The sequence below is a fragment of the Phormidium sp. FACHB-592 genome, assembly GCF_014695795.1.
Lineage (GTDB): Bacteria > Cyanobacteriota > Cyanobacteriia > Leptolyngbyales > Leptolyngbyaceae > Stenomitos.
In genome coordinates this window covers 75664-94054 of record NZ_JACJOZ010000043.1, presented here as the reverse complement: position 1 = coordinate 94054, position 18391 = coordinate 75664, and the positions used below count along the sequence as shown (strand labels likewise).

At 48.9% G+C, this 18391-nt stretch carries 13 protein-coding genes and 1 tRNA gene; 7 read left to right on the top strand and 7 right to left on the bottom strand.

Annotated elements, in window-relative coordinates; genetic code table 11:
- Window positions 1–244: 244 nt before the first annotated feature.
- Together H6F86_RS11080 and H6F86_RS11075 are read left to right on the top strand one after the other, a co-directional pair.
- Complete coding sequence (locus tag H6F86_RS11080) at window positions 245–781, top strand: nucleotidyltransferase family protein (protein WP_190448659.1); 537 nt, start codon at window positions 245–247, stop codon at window positions 779–781.
- A gap of 264 nt (window positions 782–1045) precedes the next feature.
- Entirely contained in the window at window positions 1046–2494 is a 1449-nt protein-coding gene (locus H6F86_RS11075) for a folate/biopterin family MFS transporter (RefSeq protein WP_190448658.1), read from the top strand.
- A gap of 575 nt (window positions 2495–3069) precedes the next feature.
- On the opposite strand, the gene H6F86_RS11070 is transcribed toward H6F86_RS11075, so the two are convergent.
- Both H6F86_RS11070 and H6F86_RS11065 read right to left on the bottom strand, forming a co-directional pair.
- The gene (locus H6F86_RS11070; protein ID WP_190448677.1) at window positions 3070–3330 is read right to left on the bottom strand and encodes an Asr1405/Asl0597 family protein; all 261 of its coding nucleotides are present in this window, start codon (window positions 3328–3330) and stop codon (window positions 3070–3072) included.
- A gap of 137 nt (window positions 3331–3467) precedes the next feature.
- Window positions 3468–3866, bottom strand: a complete 399-nt coding sequence (locus tag H6F86_RS11065; RefSeq protein ID WP_190448657.1) for an IS1 family transposase — start codon at window positions 3864–3866, stop codon at window positions 3468–3470.
- Window positions 3867–4111: 245 nt separating this feature from the next.
- On the opposite strand from H6F86_RS11065, the gene H6F86_RS11060 reads away from it, so the two are divergent.
- Window positions 4112–4654 carry a Dps family protein gene (locus tag H6F86_RS11060; protein ID WP_190448656.1) on the top strand — a complete coding sequence of 181 codons (543 nt, stop codon included), beginning with the start codon at window positions 4112–4114 and terminating at the stop codon, window positions 4652–4654.
- Window positions 4655–5110: 456 nt separating this feature from the next.
- Here H6F86_RS11060 and H6F86_RS11055 read toward each other — a convergent pair whose 3' ends face one another.
- The 5 genes from H6F86_RS11055 to H6F86_RS11035 form a co-directional block, all read right to left on the bottom strand.
- Window positions 5111–7630: a glycosyltransferase family 39 protein gene (locus H6F86_RS11055; RefSeq protein ID WP_190448655.1), complete on the bottom strand. Its 2520-nt coding sequence runs from the start codon at window positions 7628–7630 to the stop codon at window positions 5111–5113.
- A gap of 61 nt (window positions 7631–7691) precedes the next feature.
- On the bottom strand, window positions 7692–10430 hold the full coding sequence (locus H6F86_RS11050; RefSeq protein WP_190448654.1) for a DUF3536 domain-containing protein: 2739 nt from the start codon (window positions 10428–10430) through the stop codon (window positions 7692–7694).
- Window positions 10431–11371: 941 nt separating this feature from the next.
- Window positions 11372–12934, bottom strand: a complete 1563-nt coding sequence (locus H6F86_RS11045) for an ABC transporter substrate-binding protein (protein WP_347240142.1) — start codon at window positions 12932–12934, stop codon at window positions 11372–11374.
- 167 nt (window positions 12935–13101) lie between these two features.
- Window positions 13102–13806 carry an EcsC family protein gene (locus tag H6F86_RS11040; RefSeq protein WP_190448652.1) on the bottom strand — a complete coding sequence of 235 codons (705 nt, stop codon included), beginning with the start codon at window positions 13804–13806 and terminating at the stop codon, window positions 13102–13104.
- A 139-nt stretch (window positions 13807–13945) separates the two neighbouring features.
- A complete protein-coding gene (locus tag H6F86_RS11035) occupies window positions 13946–14146 on the bottom strand; it encodes a hypothetical protein (protein WP_190448651.1) in 201 nt (66 codons plus the stop codon).
- A gap of 39 nt (window positions 14147–14185) precedes the next feature.
- On the opposite strand from H6F86_RS11035, the gene H6F86_RS11030 reads away from it, so the two are divergent.
- From H6F86_RS11030 to H6F86_RS11015, 4 genes are all read left to right on the top strand, one after another.
- Window positions 14186–15274 (top strand): M23 family metallopeptidase, encoded by a 1089-nt coding sequence (locus tag H6F86_RS11030; protein WP_190448650.1) that lies wholly within the window; start codon window positions 14186–14188, stop codon window positions 15272–15274.
- Window positions 15275–15346: 72 nt separating this feature from the next.
- A tRNA-Arg gene (locus H6F86_RS11025) sits at window positions 15347–15419 on the top strand.
- 840 nt (window positions 15420–16259) lie between these two features.
- A complete protein-coding gene (locus H6F86_RS11020; protein WP_190448649.1) occupies window positions 16260–17558 on the top strand; it encodes a glucose-1-phosphate adenylyltransferase in 1299 nt (432 codons plus the stop codon).
- A 270-nt stretch (window positions 17559–17828) separates the two neighbouring features.
- The gene (locus H6F86_RS11015; protein WP_242033470.1) at window positions 17829–18386 is read left to right on the top strand and encodes an AAA family ATPase; all 558 of its coding nucleotides are present in this window, start codon (window positions 17829–17831) and stop codon (window positions 18384–18386) included.
- The last annotated feature ends 5 nt before the right edge of the window (window positions 18387–18391 follow it).

Below are 18391 nucleotides of genomic sequence, written 5' to 3'. Positions count from 1 at the left end.
CGTTGCTGAAGTTAAGTTAAGCGGGCTGTTCATAGAAATTAGTATCTTTGCTTACAAATCATTTCGATTTATGACGTTTTTGCATTATTTCGATGCGAATTAAGCATCTAGAGCAATTAGGTTTAGCTCAAAGCACTGACAACACGCTTGCAAATCCTTTGCAGTAGCGCGATCGCCCTAAGGCTTCCAAGGCAACGGCTTCAAGTAAACAAAATTTAAAAAATACTGACTGCAACTGAAGCCAATGGCTACTTGCGATCGCCTTCAGCAGATTTTGATAGATTCTCCAGTCGGCGCAGTGCTACCTGTAATCGCTCAACAGCCCCTTGCTAATTGGTGGTTAGCAGGTGGAGCTATTCGCAATACAATCTGGCAATCGTTGTTTGATGACTGTGCCTTGACCATCAAAGATTTTGACCTTGCGTTCTTTGATGATCAGGGCGATCGTGATCAAGAGCTGTCCGCCAAAGCTATCCTCGCTGCTCAGTTTCCCGATTACGTCTTTGATGTGAAAAACCAAGCCAGCTTTGCACGGTGGCGCGCAGGTCGTAGACCTTACAGCAGTACAGAAGATGGCATTGCCGACTGGCTTCATACCGCTACCGCAGTCGGTGTTCGCTGCGATCGTCGTGCCCAGTGGGAGTTTTTCACGCCCTATGAGTTAGATGACCTGTTCAACGGCATTATTCGTCCCACCCCAGCTCATATGCAGAATCCCGATGCAGAACAGAAAGCAGCATCATTTTTACAGCGCTGTGCATCTCTCCGAGCAGCATCGTGATGAGGTAAGCCAGCAGAGCGAGTGGTTCTCTTTTGGATCATGCCCACCTTAAAGCCTGCGTTAAGACACTAGACGCATTCGGCTGAGAACGGCTCTACTAGATAGCTTTGACCTGTTTGATCCTGCTGGAGGCGATTGTTACCGATCGTGCTTTGTATCACTATGAAACAAAATTGGGCAGTCTAGAAGCGTCAATAGTGGCTCTCCTGAAATCAAGCGTTATGATGGGGGCTGTAATTGATAAACGTTTGTAACAAATTATCAATGATTGTTTCCACTCCTGGTTTAGCCAGAATCAAAGCATCGTTAACCGAGAAAGTTTTTTTCGGAAACGAACCAAGCGCCGAACTAATCGCAATCTTGCTGGTTTATTTCGTGCAAGGAATTCTGGGGTTAGCACGGCTGGCAGTAAGCTTTTTTCTGAAAGACGAGTTGGGTCTGAGTCCGGCTCAGGTGTCTGCCCTGATTGGAGTAGCAGCACTGCCCTGGATGATCAAGCCGTTATTTGGCTTTATCTCAGACGGCTTGCCAATTTTGGGCTATCGACGGCGACCATATTTGATTCTGTCTGGGTTGCTAGGCGTACTGTCCTGGGTCTCTTTAGCCACGATTGTGCACTCTGCATGGGCAGCAACACTGGCGATCGCTCTTGGTTCTCTTTCCGTTGCGTTTAGCGATGTCATTGTCGATTCTTTAGTCGTTGAGCGGGCACGAGGCGAATCCTTAAGTACAGCAGGGTCGCTCCAATCGCTCTGCTGGGGAGCATCGGCACTGGGCGGCATTTTAACTGCTTATTTCAGTGGGTCGCTGCTGGAAAGCTTCAGCACTCGCACGGTTTTTGCGATCACGGCAACCTTTCCGCTTATTGTGTCTCTTGTTGCCTGGATGATCACTGAGTCTCGCGTCACTGAACGCATGAATTGGGCGATCGTCTCAGATCAACTTGGACAGTTGCGCCAAGCTATGAGCCAGAAGTCGATTTGGCTACCGACGGCTTTTGTCTTTCTCTGGCACGCAATGCCGACAACGGAATCCGCCTTTTTCTTCTTTGCTACGAATGAGCTAGGGTTTGAAGCGGAATTTTTGGGTCGTATTAGCTTTGTCACCAGTCTGGCATCCCTGGCTGGCATCTGGCTCTTTCAGCGCTTCCTCAAAACAGTACCCTTTCGGGTCATTTTCGGCTGGTCGATCGTAATTTCTGCGCTCTTGGGTATGACAACGTTGCTGCTGGTAACGCATACCAACCGTGCGCTGGGCATTGACGATCGCTGGTTTAGCATGGGCGATAGCCTTGTTCTAACTGTAATGGGGCGGATTGCCTATATGCCCATCCTCGTGCTGGCAGCACGGCTCTGTCCTCCTGGTATTGAGGCGACCTTGTTTGCCTTGTTGATGTCAATAGTGAACTTAGCGGGGCTGCTATCTCAGGAATCAGGCGCAGTGCTCATGCATTGGCTGGGCGTAAGTGAAAACAACTTCAGCAACCTGGCGCTTCTGATCGTCATCACCAATCTCTCAGCACTCCTGCCGCTACCATTTCTTGGCTGGCTTCCCAGTGCGGATGAGTCGTCTAAGCCTGCTGCGAAAAGCTCACACGCGCGCACACCAGAAGCCAACGTTACCTCTAGACATTTAGGGCAACCGTTTCTACCTGATTTGATGACTGAGTTCATTCCCCAACCACGACAGGTCGAACCTGCGGTAGAAGAGTGAAGGCGGTTTGCTTGGCAAATCTCTATACAGTCCATCTCCATTCAGCTTCATGTCGGAGTGGAGATGGGAACACCAACGCAATTTAGAGCGCACACTTCCACTTAAAGCAAGACCACTGCTAGAGTTCCTGCGAGTTGTGCAAGCGTTATTAGCACAGCTACCACGATTGTCTAATACCAATTCCCTTATTACACGCTGTAAGGTAAGTTACCCCTTGTCTACAGCGTAATTCTTTATAAGGGGGACTAAGGAGGAGCAGTCGGGGAAAGCTGTGGCTAGAATTTTTGAATTGGTATAGGGTGCTTTCAGGAGTGTGAATTAAATTAATCCTGAACCCTCACATCCTGCAAGGGCATAGTCTCAGCATGGTGCTGAGGCTATGCTGTGCCTCTACACAAAAAAGCTGGTTTTAATTTAATACATATCCATTAGTAAGTTAATGCGTATCCGTTAATAAGCCTGATCGCCAATCATGCTAGAGCCACTTACAAGCCTGTGAGAACCAGATATTTCTGGCTAACAGTCACAGTGACGGCATATAGCAACACGGAACGGCTTAGGAAGGCACAGTAAGGTTAGTCTCTGTTGGGGGAAGCACTAGCCTGCCAGCAAGCATTTAGCCGCTGCACCAATGCTTGTCTTGGTAACGTTACCTGCTGAACAACACTCCATACTTGAAGAGCTGTTGCCACACTGCTAACCTGCACCTTCAAAGGCTGGTAATAGCTACAGCAGCAAGGAATTTCTAACGCTTGTAACCGATAGTAAACTTGCCAATGATCAGTACATTGAATCTCAATCATCTCATTAGTTTGGGGATTGAGGTCGTTTAGCATCACAGTTGCACTCCTATGCAAAAAAACTTGGAATCGCTTGTTGAAATTTATTGCTAACTAGCCCTTACTCACACAAAATTCTCTTGCAAAAGCTGCATAACAACATCATGATTTGAGCTGCTAGCGAAGTAGTTTAGTCATGAAGCAAAGGCAGCTAGAAGCAGATGGTTACTGCTGGTATAAAACTTCTGCTTTTTCTTAAATTTAAAGAACTTTTTTAGCGTTTTTAATACGGTTTCTTCTGAATCATTTTCTGGACTTTCTTCAGATTCAGAGGCTTCGGACAAAGCTAGGTTTGCTTGCTTAAACCAGTTAATGACGGCATTGTGGCTAATACCAGTGGCTTGTTCAACAGCACGAAAGCTCATACCACTAGCGTGCATTTTCAAACAAAGCTTTCTGATATCTTCTGAGTAGCCTCTTGTATTATATGACTCCAAGAATTGGCGACCGCACTGCTTACAACTATAGTTTTGCTTACCGTGATGATGACCATTTTTACGAGTTTGATTTGAATTACATCTAGGACATTTCATACTTTGATTGTGCAGGGAGGCTTAAATGTAAAAGGGATCTAAGAATGCTTCAAGCTACATAAATGCTAAAAAATGTCAGTGTTAATAAAAAACCGTAAAAAACCAGACAGACTAATTCTGAAAATTGATATACTCTTGGCATGACACCATGAACATTTGTAGAACGCGGCACTGTTGAAATCGCTAGCAGTGAGTTGCCGTTTATTGGTATTGGCGCATCTAAAATTCCTTAAGAGGAGAACATTATGTCTGAAGTTCAAACTTTGATTCGTGCCTTTGGTCAAGTTGCTGATAACCCCGTTTTACTAGAGCGATCGACCACTGAGCCAGTTTGCGAAGGCTTAAACACACTTTTGGCGAGTTTCCAGGCGCTCTACTTGCAGTACCAGAAACATCATTTTGTGGTTGAGGGAGCCGAATTTTATTCTCTGCATGAGTTTTTTAGTGAGAGCTATGAAGCAGTTCAGGAGCATACGCACGAACTGGGTGAACGTCTGGATGGCCTAGGAGGAGTGCCAGCCGCAAGCTTTACAAAACTTGCAGAGTTGAGCTGTGTTACCCCAGAACCCGATGGCATCTTTAGCTGCCGTCAGATGGTGGAAAATGATTTGGTAGCAGAGCAAGCCGTTATTGGTGTTCTCCGTCGTCAAGCGGCTCAGGCTGAAAGCTTGGGCGATCGTGCCACTCGGTATCTGTATGAAAAGATTTTGCTCAAAACGGAGGAACGGGCTTATCATCTGGCTCATTTCTTAGCATCCGATAGTCTGGTTTTGGGTCTGTTGAATTAGTTGTGCTGCACTATACAAACGGCTGCTCTTATAACAGTTTTTTGTAAATTTGCACATCGTTCTACCCGTCTCAACGTTCTATAAGGAGAATGTCGTCGGGTAATGGATCGTTGTTTCAAAAAATAGCTTTAGTTAGGATGATTCTTCCCTGACTAAAGCTATTTTTTATGAGAGTTGGGCGGGAAAGCGCCGACCGAATGAACGTTAACCCTAAGCTTTGTCATATCAAGAAATCATTTGACACGATCGAAACCGTAAGCCAAATTGTAAAGGCAACCTCGGCTTGAATCTACATAATTACTTGAGAAAGATATTCATCAATTCCTAAACTATAGACTAATCCAGTTGAGATCTATTGGCAAGAGTAACCGCACTAAATTTTCAGGCTGCAACTGCGCTATGGTTATTTCGTTAGCCTGCTCTGATGCAAATCTGGTGCTAAAGCGAAGGGTAGCTTCAAAGCAACGTCAGCGTTTTCGAGAGATTGAGCTGCATGGCGGCGGCGATCGCACGCATAATTTTCAGGTCTGGCAATAATGGCTGTAGCTGCTCTGCCATGTTGAGTGCCTGCTCTGCCGCCTGTCCTTGCCAATCATATAACCGGACGATCCCTAAGTACATCCACAGGTGGGGGTTTTGCGCGTCTAGTCCGGTCAGGTATTCCAAGGTTTTGAGTGTTGGCTGCACTCGGCGCTGTAGTGCCTGTGACAGCGCAAGCGGGTAGGCGATCGCCTGATTTTGCGGCTCTTGTTGCAGCCGATAGGTGAGCGCTTGCTCTGCTTGTACGAGATAATCCCCGATCGGATCGTACAGATTTAACCGTCCGACCTGTTGCATCACAGCATCAAATTGTCCCTGAGCCAGGTACTCGCCCAATTGATAAAGCTGTACTGTCAGGTCAGGCTCAATCAGTGGCTTAATTGCGGAAGTATTTCCTATGCGGATGGGTGGTACAGACAACGGATAGGTTTCACCCGTCTGACGATTTAAGTAAACCGCTTCTAAACGGTACGGTGCTGCAAGCGTACTTGGAGGCACCATTGCTAACCGTTCCACTATGCGAAACTCTTGCTTTGGGTTAACAGTGCGATCGCCCGCATAGAGTTGCCCTAGCCCAATGCCGTGGTCGTGGAACCAACGTGCCTCTTTCCCCAGCAGTGGCTCTGGTTGTGTCTTTCCGTACCAGGTAAGGATCACTATGCCCTGTTGCAGTTGCTCCCATGATCCACCCCATTGATAAACCACGGGTAGCGGTGCGTTTGGTGCAGCGGATGGGAGCAGTGTTACCGCTTCTAGCTTGACTTTATCTGACGCGATCGAGGCAACCTCCACTGCAATTGGCGGCGTTTGTCTGTGATAGAGCCGTAGTTGTTCGTTATTAGGCAACGTCCAGCTACGATGCAGCTCAAGGGCAGGATTTTGCTCAATCTGTGCCTGTAATGCCTGCCGTGCACTATCCTTTTCGGCTGCGCCCAACTGACCGCTTTTGGTTAAGTACCAGGACATCGATCGCACGTCTTGAGCGTTAGAGCGTGACGACATTAACTCCCGTGTATACACCTGAAACGCCGCTAACCGTCCATAAAAATCCATATTAAACGGATTGATTTGAGCGGTATTGGGCACCATGCCGATCGTGGAGCGCAAATAGGGAGCTGCCTCAGCCACGGCTGCAATGACTTGCTCATGAGGTAAAGGCGCACCTCGATCAGGAGCATTCTTCGTGCCAGTGGCTAAACCTGCGATCGGAAACCAACTCAACAAAAGCAAGACAATAGAAACGATAGCTGTTGCCCAGCGCAACCCCGCGACCCAACGATAGCGCCAGCGAGTTAACCCATACGCTAGGATGAGCGCCAATATTGGCAGCAGTGGTGTGATGAAGCGCGTATCTTTATTAGTACTGAGTGAGCAAAAAATATAGCCGCCTACGTAAAAAACAGCGAGCCAGCGCAAATTTCTGCCGGCTGCCGTTTGCTGTTGTTCTGACACTCCATCTGTTTCGTCAAGTTGCGTCACTGGCTGTGATCGACCGTACCGCACAGTTTGGAGAAGCCAGCCTGCTAGAAAGCATCCGATCGGCACTAGCAAGAGTGGATAAGAAACCGAAGCTGGCAGCGCTTTCCAGTAATACAGCCAACCTTCTAGCGTCCGAAAGCCCGGATCGCCTTCTGCTACGCCAACGCCATTCGCCGTTATGGCTGAGGTGATAATCGTCAACCAATTGAGTCGATACCAGGCACCACAAACTAACCACGCAATCAAAAGCGCAACGATCGCCTGTAGCAGCTTCAGCCACCGGCGATCGCGCACTACTTTCACCAAAAGCCAAAGGGCAGGAAAAACAAAGAATAAAAAGCTCGTTGCCTTAGCTAGCATAATCACGCCAAAGCTAACGCCCCAGATCACGCTCAAAACCCAACTAGCTTGCGGACGGTGGGCATCGCGCCAGAGCGTTACACCAGCAAAGGTAAACGCTACTAACGCAGTGATGCCGTAATCTAACAGGTAGTGCGTTTGCAACGTAGCCAGTTCTGGAAAGAGCAGACATAGCCCCGCCGCCCATATTCCGGTCTGGCGATCAAACAGGTGCTGCCCCATTTGGTAGACGGACAACATCAAGATGGCGCTAAACAAAAGATTAACGAGAATTGCCTGATCAGCCCCCAGCCCAAAGAGATTGAGGAAGGGAACAGTGGCGATATAAACGAAGGGTGCCCGGTAGCTCGGTGCCTTCTGCCATAGCGTTGTCCACCAGGTATCCGAAAACAGATCTGGTTTTTGCAAGATTTGCCAGTAGCCCAAGGCACCAGAAAGATGAGCGCTATCATCCCAACTGGGCACAGCATGATCGAGCCAGAGCCACATGCACGTCACTAGCGATGAGATCACCCAGAGGCTGCCCAACACGATCGCGTCTTGGGGCACTCCAGGCAAGGCAGGTTCCCAAAAACGTCTAGAGAATCGGTGCTTCATGAACGGCTCACGCTAGCTGACGGCTGATTCTAGCAAACAGCTAGCGGCTCATGCTACTAAACTAGGGCAACTGATTAAGCCAGTTAGTTACATCGATCCCTAGCCTTGCGCCCAGTGTCAGCAGCGATCGCAAATCGGCTAGCTGCATTGTTTCAGCAGCATCTGCTTTCATTTGCCCCGCGCTGTGTAACCAATGGAAGCACTGTGGTATAAGCCAGTGCTGTAAGCGCTGAAAGTAGAGTTCTTGCGCCCGTGCTAACGAAAGACCAAGCTGCATTTGCTGGCTCAGGGTCAGCAGTCGCTCCAGACGGTGCAGTTCAGTTTTGCTAGTCGCTGGATCGAAATGGTACAGGAGTTGCCAAAGCGATCGCAGCACTAGCCGTTCTAAGATCTGTTTGGCTTCTGGCAAGTTGAGTTGGCAGCGGAGACTGGCGGCTTCGGTAGCGATCGACTCTAGTTCCAGGAGACGATTTAGGCTTGCAGTCGACGGGTCGGCGGACAGGTCACTGCTTTCCTGCTCTAGCGCTCTCAGGGATAGTGAAACACGGTGACTTAAGGCGACTTCGGCTGCCACCTGTAATTCCTGTGGCACCGTCAGCCCATCCCGATGAAATGCCATCAAGATGCCGTAATTATCCCGATAAACCTGGGTGTATAGCTGATCCAGACGATTCAACGTTTCGTGCGTGAGCAGGCGCATGATGCGATGACGCTCTTCCGCAAAGAGGCTCTGAAGGCTGTGAGACTGACTACCAAACATGGCGTTAATCGCCAGAATCGTTTGAGCAGCACTTGCCTGCTTGAATGCCTCAAACAGTCGTTCCCTCATCTCAGCGTAAGCGCGTCGTCCAGAGAACGGCTGGATGCAGCAGTGGAAATCCCAACCACCGAGATGGACGACTGCAAACACCAACTGCATACTTTCGCGAGTGATATCAGAAACAAGCTGGAGTTGCCCGATCGCTAACGTGAGCGATCCCATTCGCTGAAGCTGGTAGTCAAGCTGATGAGCGGTGTAGCAGTAAAGGGGCTGTTCTTTGGGATAGGACGTAAACAGTGAACTAATGGCATAGTGAGCCGCTACTTGCTCCATGCTGATCTGTGCCGATTTCACCAGTTGACGGTAGACTTCGGCACCATTCTGAAAGCACTCGACATTGCTAGGGGCATGTGCCAAACGCCTGACGAAGGCTTTCTCTAGCTGGATGCCTGTAACTTCGCCTGCCAACTCTAATGCTCTGGCAGCGTAACGTAAGATCTGCACGCCTTCAGGGCGAGATAGCTCCTCAAAGAACCAGCCGCAACTGGTATACATCAGCAAGGCATGACGCTGCATTTCCAGCAGGTGTAGGGCATCGACGCGCTCGGCAGCAGTCAGCTTATGGGTTTGGTGGCGAGACAAAAAGCTCGACAGGTTGGTTAGACTGCGATCGCGAATGACCTGAATATACTCATCTCGCGCCAACCAGGGATCGCGAAACAGCTTTTTGCCTGCATCTTCGTAGACCTTGACAAGCTGATCGCGCAGCCAATCAAGGGAGTCTCGCAAAGGTCGCCGCCATTGCTGGTTCCAGAGTCCGCCGCCACCGCAGCCGCAGTCGTCCTGCCAACGATCGACCCCGTGACTGCAACTCCAGGCTGTCACTGGCTTTAGCTCGACTTCCCACGTCGGCGCTTGTAGGGAGAGATAATGGGCAAAATTGGTCACCGTCCAGCCGCGATCGGGAAACTCATGAGCAAAGGCATAGGCAAGGCATTTTTCTGTACCGCCCTTGTGATGCCCAAAGGTTTCGCCATCGGTCGCCGCAGCGATGAGTTGCGAAGGACGGTGATCTCCACGTACTGCCTGCCCTAACCGCCCTGCCAGGTTATGCGAACTGCTCAGCGCACTGTCAAAGCCCATGTCGCGAGAAATCGGACCATCGTAAAAGAAAATATCAATAAACGATGAGCTATCTGGCTCCTCTCCCCTCTCTCCTCTATTTAGAAAGCAACGGTAGGGACGGGTGGGATCAATCTGTCCACCGCCAACTTCGAGCCACGGATTTGCAAGCTGGTCATCTGTGGCCATCGCCCGGCAGCGTTGCGCTTGAGAGGGAGCCAGAACAATAAATTTGATCCCCTCTGCAACCAGTGCCTCAAGTGTAGCGTAATCGACCGCGGTTTCGGCTAACCACATACCTTCGGGATCACGACCAAAGCGATCGCGGAAGTCTGTTTTGCCCCAGCGGATCTGGGTCAGTTTGTCGCGCTCGTTCGCCAGTGGCAAAATGATGTGGTTATATGCCTGGGCGATTGCATTGCCGTGTCCGTTCAAACGGGCACAGCTTTTACGATCGGCCTCCAAAATCCGCTGGTAGGTCTCGATATCATGCCGCTCCAGCCAGCTCATGAGCGTAGGACCAATGTTGAAACTCAGAAATTCGTAATTGTTGATGATTTCAATTACGTCTCCCCGCTCGTTCAAAATGCGGGCAAAGGCATTGGGGCGGTAGCATTCGTGGTAAATCCGCTCATTCCAGTCGTGAAAGGGAGCCGCACTAGGCTGACGCTCGATCGAGTCTAGATAAGGATTCTCACGCGGTGGCTGGTAAAAATGCCCGTGAACCGTAACGTAGACCCCTTGAGCTGTTTGCAGGGGATCATTACCCGGCAGAGGATTCGCGGCTGCACTACGCAGTTGAGAGCCATGCCAGAAGTCAACTGGAGTCGTCCCGTTCTTCTGCTGCTGCGGTTCATTCAGCACTGATAGTGGCTCGTGGCTCTGACTAGCAGAGCGGGGATCAGAGTTTGAGGTCATGTAAGAAATGCCAAAGGGATTAGAGAAACCGCATTGAATGAAGTCATTCAACAACGGTGCCGAAAAAGATGTAGAAGTGCAGCGATCACGCTTAACTCTGAAGGGCTAAGAACAAAGACGCTAGCTTAAAAAACCTCATTGGCTTCAAGCTAGACGCTTCCAAAGTTTTTGCTTCAAAGGTCTGAATGTAGCAAGGTAACGCGCTCAGGGTGCAGGTTCGTACTTGAGTGCATTGCCATATGCAGGACCACAGTTCTCAAGAGCAATGGATAGACCGAACTGTAAGGGCACGGAGCGTTTTACCCTTCAGTCTGTATCGGCCGAACAGTGAATGATTTAGATAGATGAACAAAAGCCTTAACGCAAAAGAATGTATCAGTCTGGTCAAGCCGAAAATATCTGGCTAAAAGCGTAAAAGAATGGGGATCATCTCCGTCTCTAGGGAGACTTAAACCATGTCACGGTTCTGCAAAGGCTCATTCTAGGACGGTGAAGATTAGAACGATGAAGATATAGCAGTTGAAGAGAGCATTAGAACAGATATAAACCTTGGAACTTCCTTTAAGTAAGTGAGTAAGGGTTTCGATTCATCCCTCATCCTTCATCCTTTTGCTATAAATCTCTACTAGAAGTTAAACGCCATATAGAACTTACTCGAGTTCAACCACAAATGTAGAAAAATTTAAGCACGAATTAAGAATTCGTCCTAAAAGCCGACAGTGCTGATGTCAAATTACATCCATTGTTACATTGCCCTGCAGGACGCAAGCGACAGTGCAAAGGTTCAAGCGTTAAACAAGCTGTATTTAGCAGCTAGAAGGACGATCGCCTTAAACGCATCTACGCGAAGGCAATGCCGTGCCCCTGTATAAAAAGCTGACTGTTTAACTTACGCCTCCAAAGACCGAACGGACTTCTGACTGCTTATGGCGGTGCCATGTCTAAGCCTTTCGAAGTGTCCAGAACGGCACTTTTTGCGTCACTTCTAGACTGCCGCCTTGAATCCATTTCTGCGTAAACAGATAGTCTTTACTTTGCCAGAGTGGAATAAACGGCACATCTTGACCCAGCACATCCTGAAGTTCAGTAAATAATTGCTTGCGGGTGGTAGGGTTTTGCGTTTTGCGGCTCTGATCAATAAGTTGATTGGCACGATCGCTATAGTAAAAAGAGCCTTGCAAAAAACTTGATCCATCAGCACAACCGTCCGTTGCTGACCCTTTTGTACATTCCATAAACGGCTGAATGTAATTGTCAGCATCTAAAAAGTCGGGTGTCCAATCCAGCAAAAACATTGGATACACACCCTTATCAAGGTTTTTGTAAGCTGTGGTGGAATCAATGCTTTTAAGATCAATTTGCATCAGCCCACCGAGTTGCTTCTTGGCAGCAGCTCGTAAGGTGATCGCAGCCAGTTGGTCATTAATCAAATTAGAGCGATACCAAAATTCAACTTTTAACGGGTTTGTAGTGGTATAGCCTGCCTGGTTTAAGAAAGCAGTTGCTTTGGCAACATCACTATCACCATACCGCTCTTTAAATACAGGTTTTTGTTCGTCTAGCGTTGTCGGAATCAGGCTATAAAGTGGATCGATTTGCCCTTGAAAGATCCGATCTTGCAGTAAGGGACGATCGACGATCGCAGCAATTGCTTGTCGCACTTCCAGTCGATCAAGCGGTGGCGATTTGAGATTTAGCGTCAGATAATCAATACCGCTACCTGCCTTTTCAATAATCTGCCAGCCTGCAGTAGTCGCACCTTGTTGTAGATTGCGAATTTGATCCAGTGCCAGATTTTGATAGGCAACATCCACTGCACCAGTACGAAACGCGTTGTACAGATTAGCTGGACTGGAGAAAAATTGAATATCGACCCCTTGATTGGCTGGCTTTTTGCCCCAATACTGCTCAAACGCATCCAACCGCAGTAGATCGGTACCGTATTTCACCAGTTTGTAAGGACCTGTACCCACCAATGTTGCTGGTTTAAATGAGCCTTCCTTAATTTCGTATGCCTGAGGCGAAACCGCGCAGGCACCGGAAAATGCCAGCAATGACGGAAAGGCTGCAAAGGGCTTCTTGAGTTTAATAGTCAACTCATAAGCACCCGTTGGCTTTACTGTCTCCACTAAATCCGATAGCAAAAAAGAGGGGGAGCCACCGTTTTGAAGGAAGCGCTGTAGCGAAAATGCCATTGCTTTGGCATTAAAGGAGGTGCCATCGTGAAAAACAACGCCTTTACGTAGCGGCACTGTGTAGGTTAACCCGTCAGTGCTAACGATCGGGAGCGCCGTTGCCAGTTGGGGTTCCAGGTCGGTCGTGCCCAGTTTGTAGGTGTAGAGGCGATCGCTCAGGTTATACAACAAGCTGCTGGGAAACGTCCCGTATGCATCTGCTGGGTCAAGCGTGTTGATGGTCGCTGTAGTGCCCAGCGTAATACGCCCACTGCCAGCAGTGGGCGATCGCAAATCCGGTGCAGAACGATGACAACTAACTGCTAACAAGCAGCAGAGACAGAACACAAGCAGCGAGTTCGCAACGCGCCATCGAACAGAAAGAAGAGAATGCATTCATCCAGGCAAGGGAAGTGAGCATTCTATTCTAAGGTCTTCTGTTTGGCTTTTAGCCTTTAGTTCTAAAGCCCCCTAACGACTGCAAGTTTCAGTCAGAACTACTTTGTCAGCGTTCGCCGTTTTGCCTCATAAAAGCTACAGGCAACGTGACCAAGACTATAGAGAATACTGGCATTGCCAACGCTACCCACAGCAGCCCCCACGAACGGTACGATCTCAACCACACTCATCCCCACTTTGACCACTTGGGAGCCTCCTGTTCCCAAACCCCAGAGCGTGAGTACTTCGCCGCGTCGGGTCGGGTCAGTCGGTGAGAAGCCATAAATTGCCGCGATACGGTAGATCATTTCTGCCTGTAAAGCTGCGATCGCCCCTAAATCAACAGCTAGCAACATCAACGCCAGAGGTGGCACAAAATTAGTTGCCAAGCCAATGCCAGCGGCTTTCCAGGCTGTATCGGTGATAACCCGCTGTGCCAAGGCTTCATCGGTCTCCGTAGGATAGGTGCGTCGCAATGTCTCAACTTCTTGTTGGACGGCATCAATGTCTACTTGCCCTAGCGCTGCCAAGAGCCAGCTAGCACCAGGAACCTTAGTCGCAAATTTGATAAAAGGACTGGTCGCGATCGGTGTGACGACATTTCCAACGGTTTCAGTGCCTTGCTCGACGAACCGATAAAGCGCTGTGCCAAACGTCTCTCCAACCAGTGTTGTGGCATCCTGCAAGGCGTTTGTCATTGCCTGAGATGTTTGCTTCGCCATCCCAATCCAGTTATTGAAATCGTTATGCTGTTGAGTCGCCATAGATTAAGTCGTGCTGCTCGAGGCAGTGAATGCTTGTATCTACTTCACTTTAGAAAGCTAGCATCCAAAGCGCTTCTATCCTTTGGTAGTGAGAGCCAACCGCTATGGTAAGAACTTATTGCTTGGCTCACTTGATCGCTCAGATCAAATTCTCAGCGACAGAATCGTAGACACCCCTACAAGATGCGATCGCGTCAATCTTTTCGCAATATTCCCTTGCCTGAGTCGCCATTGTGGTCATAATGGTGTCTTGTTTGACTAATGCTGGTTTGAGGGCATGACGCTTCGCTTTTCGCAACCGATCAAAAAGCTGACCATAACAATAGAGCGGCTTCGCCAACCTCTGTTGAGTCTGTTGTGTCTGCTTTTTTTAGCTGGGATGATTATCGTTGCGTCGCCTGCGATCGCTCAAGATCGTTCCGTTAAGGAATTACAGCAGCAACAGCAGCAACTTGACAAACAGCGATCGCAGCTAGCTAAAGAGCAAGAACGCCTCAAAAATTTAGAAAAGGCAGCACAGGGAAACCTGCAAGGGTTGCGTCAGGGCATCAGAGCCACTGCCAGCCAGATCAAAGCCAGTGAAACGCAACTACAAACAGCAACCAAACAATTGCGATCGTTAGAAGTTTCGCTGGTAAAGGCAGAACAGCTTTATCACCAAAAGCAGTTTTCAACGGTCGCCCGACTGCGATTTCTCCAGCGGCAGCAAACCGATCGCGGATGGGCTGTACTTCTTCAAAGCCAAAATTTAAACGATTTTCTCGATCGTCGCCATCAACTGAAACGTCTTTACAAAGCGGATCAGCAGCTACTCAGTAGCTTCAAGCAAGACACTGATCGCATCAATCAGCAGCGCAATCAGGTAGAACAACAAAAAAACCAGATTGCCATACTTAACCAGCAACTCCTTGCCCAAAAAGCGTCTTTTGAGGCACAGGCAGGTTCACAACAAACGATGATTGAACGCTTGCGAAACGATCGTCGTGCCCTGGAAGCTGCCGAAACTCAATTAGTCCAAGATTCTCGCAACATTGGGCAACTCATTCAGCAGCGGGTTAACGCAGGTAGCATTACCTTTCGCGGGACAGGGCAAATGATTGTACCGTGCGTCGGTGAAATGACCAGCGGCTTTGGCTGGCGAGTGCATCCGATTCTCGGCTATCAGCGCTTTCACTCTGGCATTGACTTTGGTGCGGACTATGGCACAGCCATCAATGCGGCAGACAGCGGCACTGTTATCTTTGCAGGCTGGTACGGTGGCTATGGCAATGCAGTCATCATCGATCACGGTGGTAGCATGACAACCCTATACGCACATAGCAGCGAACTCTATGTTGTAGAAGGGCAAACAGTGCAACGCGGACAAGCGATCGCTGCCGTTGGCTCTACTGGACTTTCGACTGGTCCCCACCTCCACTTTGAAGTGCGCCAAAATGGTGATCCGGTTGACCCAGCAGCCTACCTTTAGCAAGAGCTGAAAGATGAAGATAAGCCTTTAGCTCTCACCCTTGACAACAGTGCTATGATCACGAAATAACGAGGGTATGTAGCTCAGTGGATAGAGCATCAGGTTCCGGTCCTGAGGGTCGGGGGTTCGAGTCCCTCCATACTCGTTTTTAGGTAAAACGTTGATTGTCATCGTTGATACTGTTGTTACACCCTTTGCAGGCTGGGTACGTTTGCATCTTCAAGACAAGAGCGGCAAGCAGTCTTAGTTCCCTCCAATCTGCTTCATACATACAGTAAACCCAGTTGAATCAATGGTCGAATTAGTTCAATTGATCCATAACGAGTGTTGCTCTAATTAGGTATTCCTCAATTCGCAGCCAACACAATTCAATTGAACCTAGTTAGGCAGCAAGCACGATTGAAATGATGCAATTTAAATTTAGTTGCAGCCGCTATGCTGTGGACTACCAATAAGAACTGAACAGTGTTTGCAGCGAATGGAAGCAACTAGTGAAAAAGGTGTCAAGGTGTTCTTAGAAACATTAGAACGGTACTAATTTTGCTATTGGAAATTTTGCTCAAAGCGGCTAAGACAATTGGCTCAACCTGCACTACGAGCCTGTTTGCTTGCGAATCACTCAGCACAGTTCTACTTCCGATGCTGCTGCACGCAGTCACACTAATGCAAAAAGTGCTGGCTACAGATTTCACGATTGATTCCACTCAATCCCTCTAGGAAGGGAAAGCTACAAGCAGAAGGCTCTTGCTTTGTAGCGTGTAAAAAGGGAATTAGATAAGGGCTTAAAGCAAGCTCTAGGTCTAACGCTATTCGTTCATGCTGTGCAGATGGCGTTGTAAGCTGCAACACATTTGTTGCGATCGCTATGCAGCTTCTTCCCTTCTATAGATACTAAATTTAAACGTTCTTCCCTTCAGCCCTTGCAAACTTAACCATACAGGCTCACACTAGACTTGAAAGCAAACTGGGAGCCGAGAGGTTTGTTGTGAAAAAAGTTTTAGCCATTATCTTAGGTGGCGGTGTAGGTACACGCCTCTATCCGCTGACCAAACTGCGTGCGAAGCCTGCCGTACCGATCGCAGGTAAGTACCGTTTGATTGACATCCCGGTAAGCAACTGTATTAACTCAGACATTTTTAAGATTTATGTGCTGACGCAGTTCAACTCTGCGTCACTAAATCGCCATATTTCTCGTGCCTATAACTTCACGACGGGTTTTACCGAGGGGTTTGTCGAGGTGCTAGCTGCCCAGCAAACACCAGAAAACCCAAACTGGTTTCAGGGTACGGCAGACGCAGTACGGCAATATCTTTGGTTATTTCAAGAATGGCAAGCCGACGAATATTTGATTCTGTCTGGCGACCATCTTTATCGCATGGACTATGGCGACTTTGTGCGTCGGCACCGCGAGACTGGGGCAGATGTCACGATCTCAGTTGTCCCAATGGATCATCGTCGGGCTTCTGACTTCGGTTTGATGAAGATTGACAATACTGGACGCATTATCGACTTTAGCGAAAAGCCAAAAGGTGATGCCTTAAGTACGATGGCAGTTGATACGACTGTCTTGGGGCTAACGGCTGACGAGGCGAAAGAGAAGCCCTACATCGCCTCTATGGGAATCTACATCTTTAAGCGGGAAGCACTAGTCAAGCTTCTGCGTGATTTTCCAGAGCAAACCGATTTTGGGAAGGAGATTATTCCCAATTCGGCAAAAGACTACAACCTCCAGGCTTACCTCTTCAACGACTACTGGGAAGACATTGGGACGATCGAGTCCTTTTATGATGCGAACTTGGCGTTGACGCAGCAACCACGTCCGCCTTTCAGCTTCTACGACGAAGATGCCCCCATCTATACCCGTCAGCGCTACCTGCCACCAAGCAAGTTGCTAGATTGCCACGTACGGGAATCTATCATCAGCGAAGGCTGTATTCTGAAAAACTGCTCGATCTCCCATTCAGTACTGGGGGTACGATCGCGCATTGAGGCGGGCTCCACAATTGAAGACGCCCTGATTATGGGTGCTGACCATTATCAACCGTTTGCCGAACGCCAGTCAGGGCAGGACTGTGGTACTGACGAGGTGCCACTTGGTATTGGTGCTGATACTGTCATTCGCCGTGCCATCATCGACAAAAATGCCCGTATTGGTTGTAATGTCCAGATCATTAACAAAGATCGGGTTGAAGAAGCCGAGCGGGAAAGTGAAGGCTTCTACATTCGCAGCGGCATTGTGGTAGTTCTGAAAAACTCGGTTATTGCTGACGGAACAGTGATTTAGAAGCTAGGCGTTGCGTAATTTACCCTTTTCCCAGGAGAAAGGGTTTACACCCCAGCCATCTCCTAGCAGAAGAGAGCTGGGGTGTAGCTGGCTTGCCGTAGGGTCGGTAGGCTGTGCAGACTTTTTAGGAAAGCACGTTACTTAAATTTAGAGCTGTAGTCTGGGTGTCTTGTTTGCGGCGCAAGTGAGATGCTTACACGTTATGGACAGTTTCTTCCCTAGAACGTTTCTTAAGTAGCAGCGTTTAACTTGCAGCACGGTTTGGCATCCTTGTCAGATTCCTTTGATCGCTCCCCTCTCCCTCATCTGCCAGCGTTAGAGCCGCAAGACATCCGGCTCCTTCTGCTGGTTGGGCTGCCTGGTAGCGGTAAGTCATCCTTAGCGGCAGCACTTTTACGCGGCTGTCCGCAACGATGTTTGATTTCCACTGACGCGATTCGAGCGCAGCTTTTTGGCGACGAAGCGATTCAAGGCAACTGGCTACAGGTTTGGCGAGAAGTTGGTAGGCAATTGCAGCAGGCGACATGGCAAATTGCTACTGGGCAGCCCCTCGAAGCCATTTATGATGCTACTAATGCCGTACGGCGCGATCGTCGTCGTGCGATTGCATTGGCTCGCGGTTGCGGGTTTACCAACATCATTTGCATATGGTTGAATACACCGCTAAACATCTGCCTACAACGCAACCAGCAACGCGATCGACAGGTGCCTGACACTGTTATTTTGAAAATGCATCGTTGCTTAATGGGTGCACCGCCTGCTGTTGAAGAGGGCTGCGATCGTGTGCTTGAAATCCGTACCTGTACCCACCAAGATGAAGGTTTTTGATAGGC

Coding starts and splice junctions, on each gene's coding strand:
- H6F86_RS11080 (WP_190448659.1), top strand. CDS start 245: ATGGCTACTTGCGATCGCCTTCAGCAGATTTTGATAGATTCTCCAGTC.
- H6F86_RS11075 (WP_190448658.1), top strand. CDS start 1,046: ATGATTGTTTCCACTCCTGGTTTAGCCAGAATCAAAGCATCGTTAACC.
- H6F86_RS11070 (WP_190448677.1), bottom strand. CDS start 3,330: ATGCTAAACGACCTCAATCCCCAAACTAATGAGATGATTGAGATTCAA.
- H6F86_RS11065 (WP_190448657.1), bottom strand. CDS start 3,866: ATGAAATGTCCTAGATGTAATTCAAATCAAACTCGTAAAAATGGTCAT.
- H6F86_RS11060 (WP_190448656.1), top strand. CDS start 4,112: ATGTCTGAAGTTCAAACTTTGATTCGTGCCTTTGGTCAAGTTGCTGAT.
- H6F86_RS11055 (WP_190448655.1), bottom strand. CDS start 7,630: ATGAAGCACCGATTCTCTAGACGTTTTTGGGAACCTGCCTTGCCTGGA.
- H6F86_RS11050 (WP_190448654.1), bottom strand. CDS start 10,430: ATGACCTCAAACTCTGATCCCCGCTCTGCTAGTCAGAGCCACGAGCCA.
- H6F86_RS11040 (WP_190448652.1), bottom strand. CDS start 13,806: ATGGCGACTCAACAGCATAACGATTTCAATAACTGGATTGGGATGGCG.
- H6F86_RS11030 (WP_190448650.1), top strand. CDS start 14,186: ATGATTATCGTTGCGTCGCCTGCGATCGCTCAAGATCGTTCCGTTAAG.